This window comes from Roseibium sp. ROS1 (assembly GCF_054658215.1).
In genome coordinates this window covers 440,393-462,420 of the sequence record NZ_BAAGIG010000001.1, presented here as the reverse complement: position 1 = coordinate 462,420, position 22,028 = coordinate 440,393, and the positions used below count along the sequence as shown (strand labels likewise).

General features: G+C 60.9%; 20 protein-coding genes. 8 read left to right on the top strand and 12 right to left on the bottom strand.

The features are described from left to right. Positions 1 to 114: 114 nt before the first annotated feature. From fdh3B to ACYQ6M_RS01985, 6 genes are all read right to left on the bottom strand, one after another. Positions 115 to 708 carry a formate dehydrogenase FDH3 subunit beta gene (fdh3B, locus tag ACYQ6M_RS02010; protein ID WP_006937368.1) on the bottom strand — a complete coding sequence of 198 codons (594 nt, stop codon included), beginning with the start codon at positions 706 to 708 and terminating at the stop codon, positions 115 to 117. 12 nt (positions 709 to 720) lie between these two features. Further along, the gene (locus tag ACYQ6M_RS02005; protein WP_023003116.1) at positions 721 to 3,624 is read right to left on the bottom strand and encodes a formate dehydrogenase subunit alpha; all 2,904 of its coding nucleotides are present in this window, start codon (positions 3,622 to 3,624) and stop codon (positions 721 to 723) included. Between the two features lie 104 nt (positions 3,625 to 3,728). Next, entirely contained in the window at positions 3,729 to 3,929 is a 201-nt protein-coding gene (locus ACYQ6M_RS02000; protein ID WP_023003115.1) for a hypothetical protein, read from the bottom strand. Between the two features lie 58 nt (positions 3,930 to 3,987). Beyond that, positions 3,988 to 4,596 (bottom strand): TorD/DmsD family molecular chaperone, encoded by a 609-nt coding sequence (locus tag ACYQ6M_RS01995; RefSeq protein WP_055656785.1) that lies wholly within the window; start codon positions 4,594 to 4,596, stop codon positions 3,988 to 3,990. 63 nt (positions 4,597 to 4,659) lie between these two features. After that, entirely contained in the window at positions 4,660 to 5,334 is a 675-nt protein-coding gene (locus ACYQ6M_RS01990; RefSeq protein WP_460071829.1) for a DUF3306 domain-containing protein, read from the bottom strand. Next, on the bottom strand, positions 5,331 to 5,900 hold the full coding sequence (locus ACYQ6M_RS01985; RefSeq protein ID WP_208984238.1) for a DUF3305 domain-containing protein: 570 nt from the start codon (positions 5,898 to 5,900) through the stop codon (positions 5,331 to 5,333). Before ACYQ6M_RS01985 ends, ACYQ6M_RS01990 begins: the two co-directional genes overlap by 4 nt. A gap of 206 nt (positions 5,901 to 6,106) precedes the next feature. Here ACYQ6M_RS01985 and ACYQ6M_RS01980 point away from each other — a divergent pair, with 206 nt between their 5' ends. Next, entirely contained in the window at positions 6,107 to 8,071 is a 1,965-nt protein-coding gene (locus ACYQ6M_RS01980) for a 4Fe-4S binding protein (RefSeq protein ID WP_460071827.1), read from the top strand. A 16-nt stretch (positions 8,072 to 8,087) separates the two neighbouring features. Here the strand turns inward: ACYQ6M_RS01980 and ACYQ6M_RS01975 are convergent, their stop codons facing one another. Next, on the bottom strand, positions 8,088 to 8,852 hold the full coding sequence (locus ACYQ6M_RS01975) for a hypothetical protein (protein WP_208984239.1): 765 nt from the start codon (positions 8,850 to 8,852) through the stop codon (positions 8,088 to 8,090). A 92-nt stretch (positions 8,853 to 8,944) separates the two neighbouring features. On the opposite strand from ACYQ6M_RS01975, the gene ACYQ6M_RS01970 reads away from it, so the two are divergent. The 5 genes from ACYQ6M_RS01970 to ACYQ6M_RS01950 all read left to right on the top strand — a co-directional run bounded on the left by ACYQ6M_RS01970 (position 8,945) and on the right by ACYQ6M_RS01950 (position 13,193). Continuing rightward, entirely contained in the window at positions 8,945 to 9,139 is a 195-nt protein-coding gene (locus tag ACYQ6M_RS01970) for a DUF6494 family protein (RefSeq protein WP_023003109.1), read from the top strand. A 1-nt stretch (position 9,140) separates the two neighbouring features. Beyond that, positions 9,141 to 10,250, top strand: coding sequence for an Mrp/NBP35 family ATP-binding protein (locus tag ACYQ6M_RS01965; RefSeq protein WP_055656243.1), 1,110 nt, complete (start codon positions 9,141 to 9,143; stop codon positions 10,248 to 10,250). Continuing rightward, entirely contained in the window at positions 10,247 to 10,948 is a 702-nt protein-coding gene (locus ACYQ6M_RS01960; protein ID WP_055656245.1) for a biotin/lipoate--protein ligase family protein, read from the top strand. Before ACYQ6M_RS01965 ends, ACYQ6M_RS01960 begins: the two co-directional genes overlap by 4 nt. A 4-nt stretch (positions 10,949 to 10,952) precedes the next feature. Further along, positions 10,953 to 11,429 (top strand): DUF6505 family protein, encoded by a 477-nt coding sequence (locus ACYQ6M_RS01955; RefSeq protein ID WP_055656246.1) that lies wholly within the window; start codon positions 10,953 to 10,955, stop codon positions 11,427 to 11,429. A 186-nt stretch (positions 11,430 to 11,615) separates the two neighbouring features. Further along, on the top strand, positions 11,616 to 13,193 hold the full coding sequence (locus ACYQ6M_RS01950) for a serine hydrolase (RefSeq protein ID WP_460071823.1): 1,578 nt from the start codon (positions 11,616 to 11,618) through the stop codon (positions 13,191 to 13,193). 22 nt (positions 13,194 to 13,215) lie between these two features. Here the strand turns inward: ACYQ6M_RS01950 and ACYQ6M_RS01945 are convergent, their stop codons facing one another. Next, positions 13,216 to 14,094 (bottom strand): PhzF family phenazine biosynthesis protein, encoded by an 879-nt coding sequence (locus ACYQ6M_RS01945; RefSeq protein WP_460071821.1) that lies wholly within the window; start codon positions 14,092 to 14,094, stop codon positions 13,216 to 13,218. 232 nt (positions 14,095 to 14,326) lie between these two features. On the opposite strand from ACYQ6M_RS01945, the gene ACYQ6M_RS01940 reads away from it, so the two are divergent. Next, positions 14,327 to 14,845: a hypothetical protein gene (locus ACYQ6M_RS01940; RefSeq protein WP_460071819.1), complete on the top strand. Its 519-nt coding sequence runs from the start codon at positions 14,327 to 14,329 to the stop codon at positions 14,843 to 14,845. Positions 14,846 to 14,939: 94 nt separating this feature from the next. Here ACYQ6M_RS01940 and ACYQ6M_RS01935 read toward each other — a convergent pair whose 3' ends face one another. Next, a complete protein-coding gene (locus tag ACYQ6M_RS01935; protein WP_460071817.1) occupies positions 14,940 to 16,013 on the bottom strand; it encodes an alpha/beta hydrolase family protein in 1,074 nt (357 codons plus the stop codon). A gap of 134 nt (positions 16,014 to 16,147) precedes the next feature. Between ACYQ6M_RS01935 and ACYQ6M_RS01930 the strand changes: the two genes are divergently transcribed. Beyond that, on the top strand, positions 16,148 to 17,185 hold the full coding sequence (locus tag ACYQ6M_RS01930) for a helix-turn-helix domain-containing protein (RefSeq protein ID WP_460071815.1): 1,038 nt from the start codon (positions 16,148 to 16,150) through the stop codon (positions 17,183 to 17,185). Positions 17,186 to 17,460: 275 nt separating this feature from the next. Here the strand turns inward: ACYQ6M_RS01930 and ACYQ6M_RS01925 are convergent, their stop codons facing one another. The 3 genes from ACYQ6M_RS01925 to ACYQ6M_RS01915 all read right to left on the bottom strand — a co-directional run bounded on the left by ACYQ6M_RS01925 (position 17,461) and on the right by ACYQ6M_RS01915 (position 21,916). Next, on the bottom strand, positions 17,461 to 18,624 hold the full coding sequence (locus ACYQ6M_RS01925; RefSeq protein WP_460071813.1) for an iron-containing alcohol dehydrogenase: 1,164 nt from the start codon (positions 18,622 to 18,624) through the stop codon (positions 17,461 to 17,463). A 310-nt stretch (positions 18,625 to 18,934) separates the two neighbouring features. Further along, positions 18,935 to 20,323 carry an aldehyde dehydrogenase family protein gene (locus ACYQ6M_RS01920; RefSeq protein ID WP_460071811.1) on the bottom strand — a complete coding sequence of 463 codons (1,389 nt, stop codon included), beginning with the start codon at positions 20,321 to 20,323 and terminating at the stop codon, positions 18,935 to 18,937. 225 nt (positions 20,324 to 20,548) lie between these two features. Next, a complete protein-coding gene (locus ACYQ6M_RS01915) occupies positions 20,549 to 21,916 on the bottom strand; it encodes a glutamine synthetase family protein (RefSeq protein WP_062487283.1) in 1,368 nt (455 codons plus the stop codon). Positions 21,917 to 22,028: the final 112 nt, after the last annotated feature.

The following is a 22,028-nucleotide window of genomic DNA, read 5'->3' as shown; positions in this document are numbered from 1 at the left end:
CAACCGGAGACGAGCGGGGCGGCTGTAAAGCCGCCCCGCCTACGTTTCTTTCAGGCATCCACCCAAGCGTGACGGGCAGTCCGGCGTGCCGGTCTACCCTCACCCCGCAAGGGATCAGCCGCCTTTCTGGCCGTAAGCGGTACCCCAGCCCCAGGCACCCGAGCCGAAGCCGCGGGCAACCACACGTTCGCGGTAGATGGCCGACACGACGTCGCCATCGCCCGCGAGCAGGGCCTTGGTGGAGCACATTTCCGCGCAGAGCGGCAACTTGCCTTCCGCGATACGGTTGCGGCCGTATTTCGCGAACTCTGCAGTGGAGTTGTTTTCTTCCGGACCACCTGCACAGAAGGTGCATTTGTCCATCTTGCCGCGCGATCCGAAATTGCCCGCTTGCGGGAATTGCGGTGCGCCGAACGGACAGGCGTAGAAGCAGTAGCCGCAGCCAATGCACAGGTCCTTCGAGTGAAGCACCACGCCTTCTTCGGTCTGGTAGAAACAGTCCACCGGGCACACCGCCATGCAGGGTGCGTCCGAGCAGTGCATGCAGGCCACGGAGATCGACCGTTCGCCAGGTTTGCCATCATTGATGGTCACAACACGGCGGCGGTTGATGCCCCACGGCACCTCGTGCTCGTTCTTGCAGGCCGTGACGCAGGCATTGCACTCAATGCAGCGTTCGGCGTCGCAAAGGAACTTTGATCTTGCCATTTGTCGTCCTCCTTACGCTGCCGAGATCTTGCAGAGAGTAGCCTTGGTCTCTTGCATCTGGGTCACCGAGTCATACCCGTAGGTCTGAGCGGTGTTACAGCTTTCCCCAAGCACATAGGGGTCTGCACCCTTCGGATACTTCGACCTCAGGTCCTCGCCCTGGTAATGACCACCGAAGTGGAACGGCATGAAGGCAACACCTTCGCCGACACGTTCGGTAACCATCGCCATGACCTTGACCTTGCCGCCCTCCGGGCCTTCGACCCAGACCTGTGCGCCGTCACGCACCCCGAGATTGTTGGCATCCCGCGGATTGATTTCGACGAACATGTTCTGCTGGAGTTCCGCCAGCCAGGGGTTCGACCGGGTTTCGTCCCCGCCGCCCTCGTATTCGACCAGACGGCCGGATGTGAGGATGATCGGGAAGTCCTTGGAGAAGTCGTTCTTCTGGATCGACGCATAGAGTGTCGGAACACGCCAGAACGACTTGTCGGCATAGGTCGGATAGTCCGCGACCAGATCCCGCCGGTTGGTGTAGAGCGGCTCGCGGTGCAGCGGCACCGGATCCGGGAAGGTCCACACAACGGCACGCGCCTTGGCGTTGCCGAACGGGGCACAGCCATGGGCGATCGCCACGCGCTGGATACCGCCCGAAAGGTCGGTTTTCCAGTTCACGGTGCCGATCTTGTCCGCAGCGCCGGCAACAGTCTCGATCGACTGACGCTCTTCGGCCGTCAGGTCACCATCCCAGCCGAGGTCGATCAGCATCTGCATGGTGAACTCGGGATAGCCGTCCTGAATATCCGCACCGGGGTTGGAGACGCCTTCCGCCAGAAGGTTCTGGCCATCACGCTCCACGCCGTAACGGGCACGGAAGCACAGGCCGCCTTCAGCGACCGGCATGGACATGTCGTAGAGATTTGCCGTTCCCGGGTGTTTCATCTCTGCGGTGCCCCAGCACGGCCACGGCATGCCGTAGAACTCGCCGTCGTTCGGACCACCGACTGCACGCAGCGTGGTGCGGTCGAAGGTGTGCTGGTTCTCCATGTGCGACTTGATACGCTCAGGCGACTGGCCGGTGTAGCCCACCGTCCACATGCCGCGGTTGAACTCGCGTGTCAGGTCCTCGATGTTCGGCTCGTCCCCGTCCATGCCGATGTTGCGGAAGAGACGGTCGTCGAAACCGAACTTCTTGGCGAACATGGCGATGATCGTGTGGTCGGGCTTGGATTCGAACAGCGGTGCAATCACCTGTTCGCGCCACTGCAGCGACCGGTTGGAAGCGGTCACCGAACCACGGGTCTCGAACTGGGTCGAGGCCGGCAGCAGGTAACAGCCGTCGGTGCGGTCGTGCAGGATTGCCGAAACGGTCGGATAGGGATCAACCACGACCAGAAGGTCGAGCTTTTCCATAGCCTGTTTCATTTCCGGCAAACGGGTCTGGGAGTTCGGGGCATGGCCCCACAGCACCATCGCACGGGTGTTGTCCGGCTGTTCCAGGTTTTCCTTGGCTTCAAGGACACCATCGATCCAGCGGCTGACCGGGATACCGGTCAGGTTCATCATGGCCTTGTCCTTGCCGTCCGCACCCTTGATGGTGCCGAAGCGGCCTTTCAGCCAATCCAGATCTTCTTCCCACACACGAGCCCAGTGAGCCCAGGAGCCGGCGGTCAGGCCATAATAACCCGGCAGCGTGTCGGCGAGAACGCCAAGGTCGGTCGCTCCCTGCACGTTGTCGTGGCCACGGAAGATGTTGGTGCCGCCACCGGCGGTGCCCATGTTACCAAGTGCCAGCTGCAGGATGCAGTAGGCACGGGTGTTGTTGTTGCCGTTGGTGTGCTGGGTGCCGCCCATGCACCAGATCACGGTGCCCGGGCGGTTGTTGGCAAGCGTCCGCGCCACGCGCTTCAGCTGGCTTTCCGGCGTACCGGTGACACGCTCGACTTCATCGGGCGTCCATTTGGCAACTTCTTCGCGGATCTGGTCCATACCCCACACACGGGTGCGGATGAACTCCTTGTCTTCCCAGCCGTTTTCGAAGATGTGCCACAGAATGCCCCAGATGAGGGCAACGTCCGAACCCGGACGGAAGCGCACATATTCGTCGGCATGGGCCGCGGTGCGGGTGAACCGCGGATCGCAGACGATCAGCGGAGCGTTGTTCTGTTCCTTGGCGCGCAGCACGTGCAGCAGGGAGACGGGGTGTGCCTCCGCCGGATTGCCGCCAATGATGAAGATCGCCTTGGAGTTGTGGATGTCGTTGTAGCTGTTGGTCATGGCGCCGTAGCCCCATGTGTTCGCTACGCCGGCAACCGTCGTGGAGTGGCAGATGCGGGCCTGGTGGTCGACGTTGTTCGTTCCCCAGTAGCCTGCAAACTTGCGGAAGAGATAAGCCTGCTCGTTACTGTGCTTGGCCGAGCCGAGCCAGTAGACGCTGTCCGGACCGCTTTCTTCGCGGATCTGCAGCATCTTGTCGCCGATCTCGTTGATCGCCTCATCCCAGCTGATCCGCTTCCACTCTCCGCCTTCCTTTTTCATCGGATATTTCAGGCGGCGCTCGCCATGAGCGTGTTCGCGGACGGAAGCTCCCTTGGCGCAGTGGGCACCCAGGTTGAACGGGCTGTCCCAACCGGGCTCCTGCCCGATCCAGACTCCGCTGGAAACTTCGGCGATAACGGTACAGCCAACGGAACAGTGCGTGCAGATCGACTTGACGGTCTTCACGGCATCGCCGGTTGATTGTGCCTTGGCTTTGGTGACCGTTCCTCCGGTCACGGTAATGGCGGCCAGACCGCCTGCGGCAAGACCGGATCCCTTAAGGAACGTACGGCGGTCTACCGACTTGTGTGCAGCGTCTTTCAGGATACTTGCACCTTGGGGGCGTCGCGCAACCCCATTGGTCTTTTTCCTAAGCATATTGCCCTACCTTGCTTGTATCAGAACCTGATACGGCTGGGTTATTTGTGAACCGGCGTCCGGGCGTCACGCAACCATGGCCGGGGAAGTCTCACAGGGTCCAGTTAGAACCGGGCGCTGTCGTAGTAGGCACGGGTATGAACCGTGTCCTGCATCTTGTCGGAAGCCAGATCGGGCTCAGCCGCCTCAGCGGTGGTTCCGGCGGTTACCGTGGTCACGGCAACCGGGGCAGAAATCGCCGCCAGCTTCAGGAAGTCCCGGCGGCCTGTACCCTCTTCGGGGCTTGCCGTTTCGGGTCGTTTCATTGTCGCATTCCTCCTCTCGCAGATGGATGGCCGAGCCACCCCATTTCAGATGCAACCGTCAGTTCGAGATCATGTCGAAGCCCTGTGCCTCGATTTCCATGAACTGGCGCCCCAACGATCCGACAGCACCGTAGAACACCGATGTTCCGGCCGCTTCCAGATCAGTGAAGAAATGTATCGCCCAGGGTTCCACGTGGGCGTTGAAGAAACTCTTCTGTTCGCTGAGAGACGTCACCTTGCCGAAACGGCCGAGGATCATCCCCGCCATCATCTCCATCAGCGATGCGATGTTGTCTTCCGGCTCGTGCTTGTCTTCAGCGCGCTCGATCCCGCGCTCCGCCATGTCTTGGCGCAGCTTTGCGAGAGGCTTTTCGTTGAGGAACCCTGTCAGGTAATAGCTGGCGTATGGCAGCAGTTCGCCGCGCCCGAGACCGACGAAAAGGGCATTGAATTCACGCTCGGCCGTCTCCGGCGTCGTCACTGCCGCAATTCTGGCAAGCACATTGAGAGCATTGCCCAGAGGCGTGTCACCGCCCTGCAGGCCTGCAATCTGCTCGAGCAGTTCGGCTCCGGCCGGGCGCGCAAGCACCAGTGCCAGAAAGTCGTACAATTCGGACCGGGCCTGATCTTCCGGTTCGATAATGAATTCCCTCGCCACAACGGCCATTCGAGCCTTTTCCTCCCACACACGCGGTGCTTTTCTGGCGCAAAAACTTCTTAGACTTTAGTATTAATCAAAGTCGAAACGCATTCGGCGCCGCTTCGGCAGGCGCTCTTCTTCGGTTTCGACCAGTGCTGTTTCATCAGACACAATAGTTCCAATTTCACTAATTTGCACCTTCTCGTCTCTTTGCGTCAATCGAATAGATGTTTTTCCATTTTCGACATAAGTATGCTGCGCTGCAGCAAGTTGTTCCGATTGCGGCGCAGCAGAATCACTTTGCCCGGAAAGTACTTCACCTTCTCCGGCCAGCGTAGCGTCCGAGTTTTCGTCCGGCGCCGTTTCAGAGATTTTTTTCAAGAATCCACGACCAACTTCATAGGCGGTCTTCACCACCTGACTGGCGGTCGATGCATCGGTAAAATCATCGTCATAATCGTTCAGGCCATCGAGATTGGCGAGAACGGGGTTGGACAGCCACAAACGGCGCAATGCCCTCCGGCGCAGACGCTCCGGCACGGTCTTGGCCAGGAACTGCGTGAAATCGTCGTCCTTCTGCAGGCTGTCGGGATCAGGCAATCCAAGTTCTTCCAGGATTTCCGCGTCGGTCTTTTCTTCCAGCTCGACCCGTTTCGCGGTTTCAAGCTCAGCGTCCCGGCGCTCGACCTCCGCGGCTTCGGCCTCACGAACCGCAGCCTTGCGCCTTGACCAGAAATCCATTGGCTTGTCGTCGCCGGAGTTCACTGCAGTGTGTCCTTCTTTCGGGTGCCGGGCGCCCGGTAAACGTCGGCGAGCTGCCGGATGCGTGGATCACCGATGCCTTCTTCCTCCAGGTCGATCCGGTGCTTGTCACGCTGACGCTTGTAGAAGATTTCCTCTTCGTGGTGCATGTCAATGAATTCCCGGACCCAGGCAATCAGCCCTGGCGGCATTGGCACCTTCTCGACAAAGACCTCGGCGGAATCCGCGTAATCCAGGCCTTCATGGGCAGACGCTGTCATGTGCAGCACCTCAATGGGGATCGCCGGAGCCAGCTCCGGGGCAGCCCGCATCACAACGTAGACGGAGGGAACCTTGTCGGACAGGGCAATCAGATAGGCTTCGGTCTGGGTGTGATGCAGCTCCAGGCTCAAGGTCGTCGCATGGTATTCGATCGCATCGCCTTCGGCCCGCAGCATTTTCCAGTCCGCAGGCGCGGCCCCCGGCAGCAGGGACACCGGCAACCAGGTCCACTTCTGCCAGCGCGTTACGCCAGGCAGCCTGCGCACCACAACCCCGACCGGCATGACGCGCGTTCTTTCCCTAGTCACGAACCACCTACCTCCCCGTCCGCCGGTTCAATCCGACTCTGTTTTGATGTTACGTAAAATGCTGTAGCAAGCGACATAAATTTCAAGCCCCGCAGAAGTCGAACTTGACGCGCGCCTTTCAGCGCCCTTGTTATGGGGTTCGGTATTGTCTGACAAATCACAAGAGAATCGGTTTCGGACGATCCGGGGGAGAGGACGCGCACACAATGACGCAACCAAGGCTTCTGCTTTGCGATTGCCTGAATACACAGGCTATTGACGCCGGGCTTATCGAACAGGCAACGGGACTGACCTGTTCGAAAATCCACACGCAACTTTGCCGCGGCGAAGCAGCGCAGGCTGCCGAAGCGCTTCAGGCGGGCAATGTCATCATTGCGTGTCAGCAGGAACGCCAGGCATTCGAGGATCTGGCCGCAGACCTTGAAGCGGACGAACCTCTTTTTGTCGATCTGCGCGACCGAGCCGGTTGGACCGCCGACACCCGCAGCACTTCTCCCAAGATGGCCGCGCTGCTCGCCGAATCGATCTTGCCGACACCCGGTGCAAAGGTCGTGGACGTTACCTCGGAGGGCACCTGCCTCATCCTTGGCGACAGCGAAGCTGCGCTTACCGCGGCAGACCATCTTTGCGAGCTCCTGAGCGTTACAGTCGTTCTCGACCCTGCCGACGAATTGCCTCTTGCCGACGACCGGCGGTTCGACATCGTGCGCGGTCGGGTAACAACAGCAACCGGTGCGCTTGGCCACTTCAAGGTCGGTTTCGATGCCCTGCAGGAGCGCATTCCCGGCGGGCGGGGCGCGTTCAACTGGACAGATCCCAAGAGCGGTGGGCGCACGGAATGCGACATCGTGCTGGACCTCCGCCGGGGGCAGCCGCTCTTTCCCGCACCGGAAAAGCGGGAAGGCTACCTGCGGGCAGACCCGGGCAATACGGGCGCGTTCACCAAGGTGCTCCTGGATGCCTCACAACTTGTCGGCACCTTCGAAAAGCCGCTCTACGTTCGTCTGGACGAGCAGCTCTGCGCTCACTCCAGGGCCCGCAAAACAGGCTGCACGCGCTGTTTGGATCTTTGCCCAACCGGTGCCATCAGCCCCGGCGGCGACAGTGTTGCGGTCGATACGATGGTCTGCGCCGGCTGTGGAAGCTGTTCGGCGGTCTGTCCGTCCGGCGCCATCAGCTACGACGCTCCTCCCGTCAGCCACACCTTCCAGCGACTGCAAACGCTGGCGGCAACCTGGCGCAAGCTCAGCTCCGACGCACCGCGCCTGCTCGTTCACGACAGCAGCCACGGCGCAGAACTGATCCGCCTGGGCGCGCGCTACGGCAAGGGCTTGCCGGCAGACGTCATTCCGCTGGAGATGGAAGCCATTGCCAGTTTCGGCCATACGGAAAGCCTGGCAGCACTTGCCTGCGGCTTCGCCGACGTGACCGTGTTGCTATCACCAGCCACGGAAAAGGAAGGCATGCCCTTCCAGGCAGAACTCTCCAATGCGATCGCCGGCGAAGACCGCGTCTGCCTCATCACCCCGTCCGATCCGGACGAGCTGGAAGAAATCCTCTACCGCGAACAGTCTCCGGTGACCGCGAAGCAGCCGATCCTGCCCCTTGGCTCCCGCCGGCAAATCACGCGCCTTGCCGCCAAATCGCTCAACGAGCCGGGCAAGGTCATCCCGCTTCCGGAAGGAGCCCCCTATGGCTCGGTTGTCCTTGACCAGGACGCCTGCACGCTGTGCCTGTCCTGCGTGTCGCTCTGCCCGTCCGGCGCACTGAAGGAAAATCCCGATGCGCCGCAGCTGCGCTTTCAGGAGGATGCCTGCCTGCAGTGCGGCATCTGCACGACAATCTGCCCGGAAAAGGCCCTGACACTGGATCCGAGGCTGGATCTTTCGGACGACGCATTGCGCGCCAGGGTGCTGAAGGAAGAAGAGCCGTTCAACTGTGTTGAATGCGGCAAGCCATTCGGTGTCCGGTCAACAGTGATGAGACTGACGGAAAAGCTCGCCGGCAAACACGCCATGTTCCAGGACAACAAGGCCATACAGCTCATACAGATGTGCGACGACTGCCGGGTGAACGCCGTCTACCATTCGGAAAACAACCCGTTCGCCTCCGCCGAGCGCCCACGTGTTCGCACGACGGACGACTACATCAGCAAGCGGCGCGATCATTGAACCGCATGAGACAAGATCACTGGTACTGTATGGGGGCTCCGAGGTCGGCCGGCGGAATGCGGGAAACGAACGCAAGGATCGCTTCGAGTTCTTCAAGCGTCATCTGCACCGGCACGATCGGCGATGGCCGGCTAATGTCGAAGGGTTCGGTAACGCCGTCGATCACCGTGAAAGCGGGATGCGGATTGAGGGCAAAAAACGCCTCGAACCGCATTTGCCAGTCGGAGAAACTGCGCATCACCGCGAAGGAAGGCGATGAACCTATGGTCGTAAGGCGCGTCGCCTCGTTGACCATGTGGCACCGTCCGCAATGGAGAACGGCCAGTTCCTCACCCCGGATCGCATCGCCGGACAGGACGACCGGACCATCGTCCTCCACCTGTTCGAGCGCTGCGGTGAACACCTGCTTGCCGTCTTCCTCGAAAGCATCAACCGTGCGCCTGCCGATGTCCCCGGTCAGCCAGTCCCGAAAGCGGATCGCGTGTTCGTTGGTTTCCTCATGGGTCATGAGGAACCAGGTCTTGCCAAGTCCGGAGAACACGGCAACCCCGGAAGCGCCTTCCGAAAGACTGAGTTCGGAGGATTCTGTGTCACCCACGATTTCAATGCGGATCCCGGTCTTGAGCGAAAAGCGCGGCAGCAGATACTGGAGGAAGCCGGTTTCCGCAATCGCGTTTGGCACGCCCATCCGGAAAGACCGCGATTGCGCGATCCCCGGTTTATGGAACAGGATGCCGGCCGACAGGGCAACGGCAAGAAATATCAAGGCACGGCAGCCCACGCGCTCCTCCCTCACGTTGCTGGCCAGATCCGCTAGGGTAGGTTTCAATCGGGCGAGCCGTCAATGTGCGCCGCATTCAACAGGAGAATAAGATGAGCGAAGATTTCAACATGTCCATGCGCAAGTTCCTGAAGCAGGTCGGTGTGACCTCGCAGCAGGCCATCGAAAATGCGGTGCGCGAAGCAGGCCCGAATGCGGGAAAATCCTTCAAGGTGAAAGCTGTCGTGACGATCGAGGAACTCGGTCTCGAGCACGTGGTCACCGGAGAAATCGAGGGGCAGGACTAACGTGTCACTGACGCGCGAAACCGCCCTGTCGGTTCTGAAGACGATCAAGGATCCGGCCTCCGGCGAGGACATTGCCGCCTCGGGCATGATGCGGGCACTGCAGGTCAATGGCGGTACGGTCCGCTTCGTTCTGGAGATCGACCCGCGGCGCATGGCCGAGATGGAAGTTCTGAAAAGCGAAGCGGAAACGAAGCTTGAAGCGCTGGTAGGCTGCGAAAGCGTTCAGGTGATCCTGACGTCCCATGCGGACCAGCCGGCCGCACAGGCCGCCAAACCTGCAGCGCCCAAACCGTCCGAACCGCAGCCGATCCGGGCGAAACCGGCAGCACCGGGCGCAACCGGGCCGCAGAAGGTGCCTGGCATCGACCGGGTAATCGCGGTTGCCTCGGGCAAGGGCGGCGTCGGCAAGTCGACCGTGGCTGCCAATCTTGCCTGTGCGCTGGCCGCCGAAGGCCGCAAGGTGGGTCTGCTGGATGCCGATGTCTATGGTCCGTCGCAGCCCAAGATGCTTGGCATCTCCGGCCGGCCGACCTCGCCGGATGGCCAGATGATCCTGCCGCTGCGCAACCACGGCGTCACCATGATGTCCATCGGCCTGATGACATCTGGCGACGAGGCAGTTGCCTGGCGCGGGCCGATGCTGATGGGTGCTCTGCAGCAGATGATGACCCAGGTGCAATGGGGCGCGCTCGATGCGCTGATCGTCGATCTGCCGCCCGGCACCGGCGATGTCCAGATGACACTTTGCCAGAAGTTCGCCGTCGACGGCGCCATCATCGTTTCGACACCGCAGGACGTTGCCCTGATCGATGCCCGCAAGGGCATCAGCATGTTCGAGCAGATGCAGGTTCCGCTTATCGGCATGATCGAGAACATGTCGACCCACATCTGCTCCAACTGCGGTCATGAGGAACACGTCTTTGGCCATGGCGGCGTTGCTGCGGAAGCGGAAAAGCTCGGTGTTCCCCTGTTGGCCGAAGTGCCGCTGCATCTCAACATCCGCCTTGCCGGCGATGGCGGCACGCCGATTTCGATCAAGACACCTGAAGCGCCGGAAGCTTCCGTGTTCCGTCAGCTCGCCCGAACTTTGATCGCGGAGGGCAATGCATGAGCGAAGTGCAGTTTCCGCCGCTTTTTCAGGGCGAGGCGCTGACCGGACAGGCAGACCCCTTCGAACGTGCATTGGCGCTTGCAATCACCGGCACGGATCCTGGAACAGTCATCTATAACCTTGGCGGGGAACGTCTGCGGGCGGCTCTGATCTTTGCGCCGGAAGTCCCGCTGGAGGAGGCCATGGCCATCCTGCCCGTGTGCGGCCTCGGCTTTCAGGCAGCGCTCGGCACGCTCGCCCCGCCGGAGGTGGCAGTCCATCTGGAATGGGATGGCCGGATTCGCGTCAACGGCGCGGTCTGCGGGCGCATGCGCGTCAAGGCGTCTACGCAGGATCCCGAGGCGACCCCGGACTGGCTGATCCTCGGCCTGGAACTCAGCATGACAAGCCGGAAATCAAACCCAGGCAAGGATCCTGACCGAACCTGGTTGTCCGAAGAAGGCTGCGGCGAGATTACCCCCGACCAGCTCCTGGAGTGCTGGGTGCGCCATAGCCTTTACTGGCTCAATCGCTGGCTGGACGACGGCCCGCGCCCCGTCCATTCCGACTGGCGCGGTCTTGTTCCGACGCTGGGTGAAACGGTGGAGGTTGACGGAACCTCCGGCACTTTCGTCGGTGTCGATGAAAATTTTGGTATGTTGCTGAGAACGGGTGAGGACACGACCTTGATCCCGCTTTCCAGCCGTCTTGAGGGATAACCGGATGAAACTCGCTCGTGCCATTCACCTGGATGACAGCGACCGCAACGTCTTCTTTTCCCCGGCTCGTACCGGCGAATGGTGCCTGTCCGGCGGCTTCGAGTTTTCCGACTGGACCGAAGCCGACCTGACCGGAAAGGCACGTCAGGCCTTTGCCAACGGCTGGCTGGGGCTGGAAACCTTCGGCAGAGCAACCTTCGTTGCCGTCACCCCGATCGAAGAAACCGAGCTTGCCACCCTCGCCGAGCGGCTTGCTCAGCATTTTGTCGACATTTACGGCGCACCTTCCGTGGAGGCGGCGCTTGGTGTTGCCCGTCAGGAGCTGGCCTATATGGCAGAGCTTTGCGAGGAGCATCCGGAAAACACGCTGATCGCCGTTCAGCGCGACCTGACCGAAGACGGTGTGCGGGAAGCCTTCAGAACCATTGCCGCGCCGGAAGCAAAACTGGATATGGTCGCCGTCCACGGCGACATCGAATAGCACCCGACCTGCCAGCCGGATGCCGTTCTGGAGCCGGCCACTTGCTGCTACGTTCAAGACACGGTTGCTTAACCAAGAAGTTTCAACAAACCCGCATTACACGTCGTTAAGTTGATCTCTCAGGTGCGTTTCGCGCATCATGCATATGCTTGTTTTGATTTCAGTATCTCCCCAAGGAATTTGCATATGCCCCGGCACACACTCTCCCGCCGTCTGTTTCTCGGCACTGCGACCGCTGCACTGACTACACTGCCGCTGCGTGGGTTTGCGCAGGAGCTTTCTCCCGCCCAGACTCCAGGTGTTGAAGCCTCGCCCGAGCAGATTGCAAAGGCAGTCGCCGAGCTTGACGCAATCGTGGCCGACGTGATGACGCGCAGCAAAATCCCGGGACTGGCCGTTGCCGCCGTTCATCGGGGCGAAACCGTCTATTCCAAGGGCTTCGGCGTGCGCCGCCTTGGCGGACCGGAAACCATCACACCGGACACCGTGTTTCAGCTTGCGTCCCTCTCCAAACCGGTGGGAGCGACCGTCGTTGCGAGCCAGGTCAGCAAGGGCGTCGTCGGCTGGGACAGCCGGATGCGCGAACTGTTGCCCTGGTTCGAATTGTCCGATCCCGACCGCACCGAAAAGCTGACCATAGGTGACCTCTACAGCCATCGCTCCGGTCTGCCGGACCACGCAGGCGACGATCTGGAAGATCTGGGTTACGACCGCAAGGAAATCCTGCAAAGATTGAAGCTTCTGCCGCTGGCACCTTTCCGAATTTCCTATGCCTATACCAACTTCGGCCTGACTGCCGCCGCGGAGGCCGTTGCCAAGGCTGCCGGCACCGACTGGAGCAGCCTTTCGGAAGACGCGCTTTACAGGCCACTCGGCATGACGTCGACCAGCTCACGCTTTGCCGACTACATGGCAGCAAGCAACCGCGCCATACCACACAGCCGAGACGGCGACGGTTTTGCTCCGCTTTACCAGCGCAAGCCCGATGCCCAGTCGCCGGCAGGTGGCGTCAGTTCGACCGTCAACGATCTGGCCATCTGGCTGAAGATGCTGCTTGCAGACGGCGCCCACGCGGGAACTCCGCTTATCGCACCCGAGGCGCTACTGCCGGCCATCAGCCCGCAAAGCTTTTCGGATCGCCCCCACAGCCCCGATGCCAGGTCCGGCTTTTACGGTTACGGTTTCAATGTCGGCACTGATCCGTCCGGCCGTGTCCGGATCGGCCATTCCGGCGCATTCCTGCTGGGCGCGGGCACCTGCTTTGCGATGATCCCCTCGCTCGACCTGGGCATAGTCGTCCTCACCAATGCAGCCCCTGTCGGGGCAGCCGAAGCCATCACGGCGTCCTTCACCGATCTGGCGCAGCTCGGCCACATCACCCGGGACTGGTACGGCGGATATTCGAGCAGGTTCGAAGGCTTCTACACCAAACGTGGCAGCACTGTCGGTCAGGACCGCCCGGCAGATGCCGGCCCGACGCCTCCGCAAGACCTTCTCACCGGCACCTATTCCAACCCGTATTTCGGCAAGGTCGAAATCAAGGCAGACGGCGACAAGCTGGTGCTGATGGCAGGACCGAAACAGATCCCCTTCCCGCTGAAGCCCTGGAGCGGGCCGGTAATGGTGTTCGATTTCGTCACCGAGAACGCGCCCGACGGATCCCGTTCGACGCTCGTCTTTGGCGATGTATCATCCGGTCCGGCCAAGTCGCTCGAGATCGAACTCTTCAGCGAGACGGGACCAGCGCTGTTCGAACGGGTCTGACGTCACACCGGCGCAGCGGGTTTCACAGGTGAAACTCGCCCGTCAACCTCAAGGCCGCATACCCACCGACAGAAACACCGGTGACTTCGCCGCCAGCCGTGTTCAGCACGGTTCTGACGATGCTTGGACGGCCCATCTCGAAGCCCTGCTCTGCGACCAGGACCGCCTGTCCGCCATTGCCAGGCAGAAGTTTTTGCGCCCGGAACAATTGGCAGGCCAACGCACCGTTGGTGGTACCGCTCGCCGCCTCTTCCGGATCGCCGACACCGTGGCAGAGATCCCGCAGGCGAACCTTAGCCTTGCCCAGACCACGCCCTGTCCGGCACCAGATGCCCATCGTGTCGATCGACCGTGCCTGGCTGAAACGGCGCAGCCCGTCATCATCCGGACGAAGGGTTGCCAGAGCATCGGCATCTGCCACTTCGATGAAAACATGCCGAAGGGCTGTCGAGGACGCCGCAACGCTGAGAATACCAGCCGGTTCCATGCCGAGCAGCGGAGCTATCTCGTCCGCGGTTGCCTCGTTCAATCCGAACTTCGGCAAAGGCTGGTGCATGGTGATGGCACCGTCCGAGGCGACATCAACACCGATTTCCCCCGCGGGTGTTTCCTGAACATAGCTTCCAGGCCCAATCCGCCCGTCGGCCAGCAACGCCGCAAAAATCGCAACGGTAACATGGCCGCACATATCCATTTCCGCCCGGGTCGAGTGAAAGCGGACCTCGATCCTCTTGTCAGACTTCTGGCGGACAAAACCCGTTGTCGGGGCACCGATATCCGCAGCGATCCGCTGACGCGCGTCCGGCCACAGCGGCGTATCCTCAAAAACAACGCCGCCGATGTTGCCGCCTCGCTCATCGGCAGCAAAAGCGGCATAGAGGCGGACGGGCAACTTATCCATTTCGGCATTCTCACATTGTCGGCGTTGCAAAGAGGGCGCATCCGATCATGCAAGAGGAGGTGTAGCAACAGCGCCGTCGCGTTATCCAAAGATTGGAAACAGCCGCTGCGAGGCGTCAATTTTTCATCACGAATTCGTCACGCAGGACCCTCGCCATTTTATTTCCATGTGATCGCATTCAGAGCCAAGTATCTGCCAGCAGAAGAGACAATCTCAGGAAAGTGATCCCGTCATGAATACGACTTCCAGCCAGGCCCAGACTGCCGGCACCCTGCCCGCCCTGAGTTTTCATACGCTCGGTCTGATGTTCATCTCGGGCTTCTTTGCAACCAACGCGTTCGACCTCTGGGGCCAGATCATCAGTCCGGCTTTGGGTTTCGCGACCCTTTCACCGCACGGCCTCGCAAAAAGCCTGCTTGGCAGCCTGGGTCTTCCGAACGGTGACTTCGGCGGATATTTCGTCCATTTCTACGCCGTCGGACTGATCGGCTACCCTGTCGGCTGGATGTTCATCTTCGCGCCGTTGTGGCAGCGCGTGATCGGCAACACCCACTGGTTCCTGCCGTCGGCAATTTACGGTTTCGGCCTCTGGGTCTTCGCCATCGGCGGCATCACATCGGTTGCTGGCCTGCCCTTCTTCCTGAACTTCAGTGGCATCGTCTGGGTCGCCCTCGTTGGCCATGTTCTCTACGGCATCGTGCTTGTGGCAGTGCTGAAGCTGATCGAACGCAGCCAGGGCGCTTCATCCTGACACCTTGAGACGACCGGCAGCCTCCCACCCCCGAAAGCACGGGAGGCTGCAGTCCAGATGAGCAAAAAGCTCGATCGTGTCCCCGGCCAGGCCGTCAGTTTGCCGCCTTCAAATCTTCCCGGAAAGCCTCGACAATCATCTCGGCCATCTGATCGTGCAGCTCGGCACGAGACCTGCCGCCACCATCGGTGCACAGGCTGTCCGTCTCGCCGATGGATTTCATGAAGGCAATCGCGTCTTGCTTGCACACGGGCAGGAAGCTGAAATGAACGGCATCCTCGATGTGATCCAGATCGGCGTCTGGCGCAGCAGCGGCCAGATGCGCAGAACGCACACCGACATCGATCTGCCCTGCCACGCCAAGATTGAGGAAATGCAGCGGCACACCGACGCCCGCGAAGCTTTGCTCCTGAAAGGCAGCCGCCAGCGCCGGATCGACAGCGATAACAGACTTGACCCGGGCATCATGGCTCTTTTGTTCGAAAAGAGCCTTGTCGACCGTCCGCAGATCAAACGGCTCGACCTTGATTTCCTCCCTGTCGACAAAGGCTCTGCCGCCCATGAACCATTGGCAGTCCGGCATCTGTGGATTTGTGTCGCAATAGTCGACATAAGCCTCCAGGCTTGCCGTTGCACCCACGCTTTCCAGAACGGCAGCGCCGCCAAGGGAAAAACCGAGCGCGCCGATATTTCCTCGATCGATTGACGCCGACCAGTCCGGATCGGCAAGCAACTCATCGATCACCGTAGCGAGATCGTCCGTGCGTTGCCAGAGCTTCGGCGTATCTTCGGGCGTGGAATCGCCGCTGGTGGTGCCGGGGTGATTTGCACCGGCGACAATAAAGCCTTCGCCGGCAAGTTCACTCGCGATCCAGGCCATCTTTTCGACTGACGCTCCCGACCCGTGCGAGAGCACGATCAGCGGATACATCCCTTCCGCCCTTGCGGCATCGGCCAATGCTGGCGTGCCTTCGAAGATCCTGTCATCGCCGATCAGCACCGCTTCCCCGCCCGACTTGGCCGGGTACCAGACCAGAACAGTGAGATCCTCGCCTCTGGCTTTCGAATTTACCGAGATCTCGCGAACACCCACCGGTTCCTGGGCCTTGGCTGGTGTGGTGACGGCCAGCGTGAGAACCAGCGGCAAGAAAAGAGATTGTATTTTCATGAGGGGTCTTTCAGTCAGTGGAGCAATGACCGAATTCTTGCTAAGGCCGTGATGGAAAGCGTCCTCTTTCACGATTCAGTCATGCCGGATCGCGATAAAGGTCCCCGCCATCGCCCCATCGAGGTGCCTTGCCCGTGCTGTTTGTTCCCCTGCCCTTCGTCAACGCGTTGCTTCTGGCGCTTGTCTTTGTGTTCCTGAAGAAAAGCAACGGAGCAACAGCCACACGCGCCTTCCTGATGCTGATTGCTCTGTGCTGCCTGCAATCCATCGTCCTGGGCCTGCGCTGGGGATATAACCTCGACGCTTTGCGCTTCGTGCAGCCGCTGCTGGCCGCTCTGCTTCCCCCTCTTGCCTATGAGAGCTTTCGCGGTCTCGTCGATCAGGCCGCGCCCGGACGGTTTCGCCTGGCAGCGGCGCCACTGGCCGCACTCGTCATTCTGGGTCTGATGCTTGCGGCGCCTATCTTGCTGGATAGTGCCCTGGTGCTGCTGTTCCTGGCCTATGCCGTGGCCCTGGCACGGATCGCCTGGCGCGGACCGGACGGCCTCGGACTTGCCCGTCTGGACGAAGCTGCCGCTGCCCACCGGGCCCTGTGGCTGGCCGCCTTCTGTCTGTGCCTGTCCGCCCTGTTCGATCTGGTGATCCTTTTCGATTTCGAACGCTCGGGCGGCAGCCATGCAGCCATTCTGGTCAGTAACGCCAATATTGTCAGCCTGCTGCTGATCGGTCTTGCTGCCCGCACGGCAGGCCATGCCCAGACGGAGACAAACACCGAGCCGGAACCCGCGGCCCAGACCGCCACCTCCGAAGACGCGGAAATCGTCGCGCGAGTCGACGCCCTGATGACGGCACAGCACCTTCATCGCGACGACACGCTCAACCTCTCAAGGCTGGCTCGCCGTGCCGGTCTGCCCGCCCGTCAGCTCTCGCAGGCCATCAACCGGGTGCGCGACATGAATGTCTCACGCTATGTGAACGATTTCAGGATCAAGGATGTCTGCACGCTGCTGCGCCAGGACGGCATCACGGTGACCGAGGCCATGTATCGCGCAGGTTTTTCGACCAAGTCGAATTTCAACCGCGAATTCCTGCGGGTGACCGGCATGACGCCGGATCAGTGGCGGAAGGCGGAGAGCAGCGATCTCGAACAGAAAGACCGAATGGCGCGCTGAGCGCCAGCAATGCACGCACCACCAACCTCATCCTGGGAACGATCAGAGCGACCTGAAGTGCAAAGGCTATGAGAGCGTGATCCGCGACGCAGCGAAGCGAAGACCAGGGATCGGAGAGCGTCAAAGCTGTCCGCGAACAATTCTGGGCCATCTGCAGGCCCCGCGGCACACCGGCCCGGCTTGGCTACGCTTGGCCGTGATTGCGAAAGATGGCCTGAAAAACAAAAAAAGGCGCACCGGTATCCGGTGCGCCTTCGAGGTCAAGGGGTCTTGCTTCAGACGGTACCCTGCTGAGCCTTGTCGAAGATTTCCAATGCGCCTTCCTTGGTCAGCGGAACCGGGTTGCCGCCTGCGGTCGGGTCGACAATCGCCATTTCGGCAATCAGGTCGCGCTTGCTGTCATCGACATTGAGACCGGCCAGCGTGTGCGGTACGCCGAGGTCTTCACGCAGTTTCAGGATCGCATCGAGCACACCCTGATAACCGCCGGCGATGCCAAGGAAACCGGCAAGCCGCTCGAATTTCTGTTCGATGGCGGGTTTGTTGAACTGCAGCACGTACGGCATGAAGACCGCGTTGGTCATGCCGTGGTGAGTGTCATAAAGCGCACCGACCGGATGAGACAGCGAGTGGATCGCTCCGAGGCCCTTCTGGAAGGCAACAGCACCCATGGCGGCGGCGCTCATCAGGTGACCACGTGCTTCAAGATCGGACGCATCCGCAGCAACTTTCGGCAGGTTTTCAAACACCAGCCGCATGCCTTCTAGCGCGATGCCTTCGGACATCGGGTGATACATCGGTGCGGAATAGGCTTCCAGGCAATGTGCCAGAGCGTCCATACCGGTGCCGACGGTGATGAAGCGCGGCATGCCCACAGTCAGTTCCGGATCGCAGATCACGATGGCCGGCAGCATTTTCGGATGGAAGATAACCTTCTTGGTGTGCGTCGCTTCGTTGGTGACAACACCCGCGCGGCCAACTTCCGAGCCGGTTCCGGCAGTGGTCGGCACCGCGACGATCGGCGCAATACCGGCCGGATCTGCACGGGTCCACCAGTCGCCGATATCTTCAAAGTCCCAAATTGGCCGGGTCTGGCCGGACATGAAGGCGATCAGCTTGCCTGCATCGAGGCCCGAACCGCCACCAAAAGCGATGACACCATCATGTCCACCGGCCTTGTAGGCGGCGACACCGGCAGCAATGTTGCTGTCGACCGGGTTCGGCTTGACGTCGAAAAAGACCGCAGCCTTAAGGCCGGCAGCTTCCAGGCTTGCAATCGCCTCTGCGACCATCGGCAGGCCGGCAAGGCCCGGGTCGGTGACCAGCAGCGGATTGGCCATGCCGGTGGCCTTGACCGCATCGGGAAGTTCCTTGATGCGGCCGGCACCGAAGCGAACGGAGGTCGGATAGGACCAATTGACGGAAGGAAGTGAGCTCATGGGTGTCTCGTTGTCTTGAAACTCAGGGTTCTGGTCGCTGCCACACCGACAAGGGAGGCAGTTACAAGTCTCGGCATTGCCTCTTGCACCCCTCTCCCCCTTGCGGGGGAGATGTCAGCGAAGCTGACAGAGGGGGGTGACTGGGCTCTGCGTATATTCCGGTGCCTAGTTTGCCGAGGGGGTGGCACCCCCCCTCTGTCTCCTTGCGGAGACATCTCCCCCTCAAGGGAGGAGAGGGGAGCAAGCTCAATCACCCTGCCCGATTTGGGACTAGGAAACTGGGCTTGCTCGGTCGTTTGTCAGACCGGCCTCAATGTTCCAGACGGAAGTGGAACGACTTCGGCCGGGTCAGGTTGTGGAAGCCGATTTCGGAAAGAGCCGCGCCCTTGCCGGTGTCCTTGACGCCGGTCCAGACCAGGGCCGGGTCGAGATAGTCGCAGCGGTTCATGAACACGGTGCCGGTCTCGATCTTGTCGCCGATCTCGGCAGCGGCCTGAACGTCTTCGGTCCAGATCGATGCGGTGAGGCCATAGGGGCTGTCGTTCATGAACTGCAGCGCTTCCTCGTCGTCCTTCACCTTCATGATGCCGACGACCGGGCCGAAGCTTTCTTCGCGCATCACGGACATCTGGTGATTGACGTCCGTCAGCACCTGCGGCGCCAGGTAGGGCGTGCCTTCCTTGTCGGCTTCGAACTTGGAGGCATCGATGTGCGCCTTCGCGCCCTTGCGCAGAGCTTCTTGCGTCTGCTCGCGGATCCAGGCGGCAAAACGCGCCTGGGCCATCGGGCCGAGAGTGGTCGCTTCATCCAGCGGATTGCCCAGCTTGTACTGGCTGGTCAGATCGACAAAGCCTTCGACGAAGCGGTCGTAGAGGCTTTCATGCACATAGACGCGCTCGATGCCGCAGCAGCACTGGCCGGCGTTGTAGAATGCACCATCGACCAGGTTCTCAACCGCATAGTTCAGGTCTGCATCAGCTCGCACATATGCCGGGTCCTTGCCGCCCAGTTCCAGGCCAAGCGTCGCGAAGGTACCGGCCAGCGCCTTTTCGATGGCACGTCCGCCGCCGACGGAACCTGTGAAGTTGACATGGTCGATCAGACCGGAACCGAGCAGTTTTTCCGTGCCCTGGTGGGTCAGGACGATGTTCTGGAAAACGCCCTTCGGCAGACCGGCAATCTCGAAGGCCTTGGCGAGGCGCTCACCGACCAGAAGGGTCTGCGCGGCATGCTTCAGCACGACCACATTGCCTGCCATCAGTGCAGGCATGATGGTATTGATCGCCGTCATGAACGGATAGTTCCACGGCGCGATCACCATGACGATGCCGAGCGGCACGCGGCGCAGGTAGCGCTTGAAGCCCGCCTTGTCGGTGCGCTCCACATCGGCCAGCGCTTCAGCAGCGATCTTCGCGCAATATTCGGTGCGCTCGATGGTGCCGCCGAGTTCGCCACCGAAGCGGATCGGCCGGCCCATCTGCCAGGCCAGTTCGGGCACAACTTCTTCGTTCATCGCCTTCAGCGCTTCCAGCGCCTTGAGGCAATAGGCAACGCGTTCGGCAACCGGCACGGCAGCCCAGCTTGCCTGTGCGGTCCGTGCGGTGGAAACGACCCGGTCGACCGCGGCGTCGTCCAGCGCCGTGCGTTCGGCATAGACCGAACCGTCGATGGGGGAAATCAGCTTGATGACATCTGACATTTTGAACCTCTCAGAACCGCCTCTACGGACGGTTTGTTGAAAGTGGTTGGCTCCGATTTCTTGTTTTTCAGCACCCACCTCCCTCATCCTGAGGAAGCGCGCGAGCGCTGTCTCGAAGAATGGGCCGCTTGTCCGGTGTGCCGCCCATCCTTCGAGACGGACCTAGAGGTCCTCCTCAGGATGAGGGGTAACCAAGCAGCTTGCCTTCTAGTGCTTCATCGCCTCTTACGCCCGCTCGAAGCCGCGGGCAATCTCGTAATCGGTGACCACGCGGTCGAACTCCTCCAGCTCCCATTCAGCGGCGCGGGAATAGTGGTCGATCACCTGGTCGGAGAAGGCTTCACGCAGGAATTTCGACTTGCGCAGGGTCTCGCGAGCCTCGCGCAAAGTGTGCGGAATTTCCCTCGCCTTCTTGGCGTCGTAGACGTCGCCGGTGGTCGGTGCGTCGAGTTCCAGCTTCTCTTCCATGCCCTTGATGCCGGCAGCGATCTGAACCGCCAGTGCCAGATAGGGATTGAGGTCGGAACCGCCGATGCGGCACTCGACGCGAAGGCCCTTGGTGCCTTCGCCGCAGAGCCGGAAGCCGGCGGTGCGGTTGTCGACCGACCACACGGTCTTGGTCGGCGCGAAGGTGCCCTTCTGGAACCGCTTGTAGCTGTTGATGTAGGGCGCCAGGAAATAGGTATAGTCCGGCGCATACTTGATGAGCCCGGCCATGTAGTGGCGCATGGTCTCGGACATGCCGTATTCGCCCTTGGCATCCACGAAGACGTTGTTGCCGTCCTTGTCGAACAGCGACTGGTGCACATGGGACGAAGACCCGACGCGGGAATGATGCCACTTGGCAAGGAACGACGCGGAACGCCCTTTTGCCCAAGCAATTTCCTTTACCGCATGCTTGGCGATGGTGTGATATTCGGCCGTGTCGAGTGCCGGTGCATACTTGATGTTGAGCTCTTCCTGCCCGGCTTCGGCTTCACCCTTGGTGTTCTCTACCGGGATGCCGGCGGCATAGAGGTGATTGCGCACCGGGCGCATCACATCTTCTTCCTTGGTGGTCTGCAGGATGTGGTAATCTTCGTTGTAACCGGAAATCGGCTCCAGATCGCGGTAGCCGCCCTTGCGCATGTCCTCAAAGCTTTTCTCGAACAGGAAAAACTCCAGCTCGGTCGCCATGATCGGCGTCAGCCCAAGTTCCTCCAGACGCGCGACTTGCGATTTCAGCATCGCGCGCGGGGAATGCGGCACTTCCTTGTGGGTGTGGTGATCGAGGATATCGCACATCACCATGGCCGTGCCTTCCAGCCACGGCACCCGCCGCAGGGAGGAAAGATCCGGTTTCATGACATAGTCGCCGTACCCGCCGGACCAGCTCGTCGCCGCATAGCCTTCGACCGTGTACATCTCCAGGTCGGTTGCCAGCAGATAGTTGCAGCAATGGGTCTCGTGATAGGCACTGTCGACGAAATGCTGGGCGTGGAAACGCTTGCCCATCAGCCGTCCCTGCATGTCGACGATACAGGTCAGCACCGTGTCGATCTCGCCGGATGAGACGAGAGACTTCAGTGCATCAAAGGTCAGGTTGCCAGGCATTTTATGGTTGTTCCAGGTTGAGCGGTCGAGAATTTAATTCCGGAAAATCCCGGTCCGGAGGGGTCGCTCCGGACCGGCAGATCTGACCGTGCCTGCCGATGGCCGGCACGGT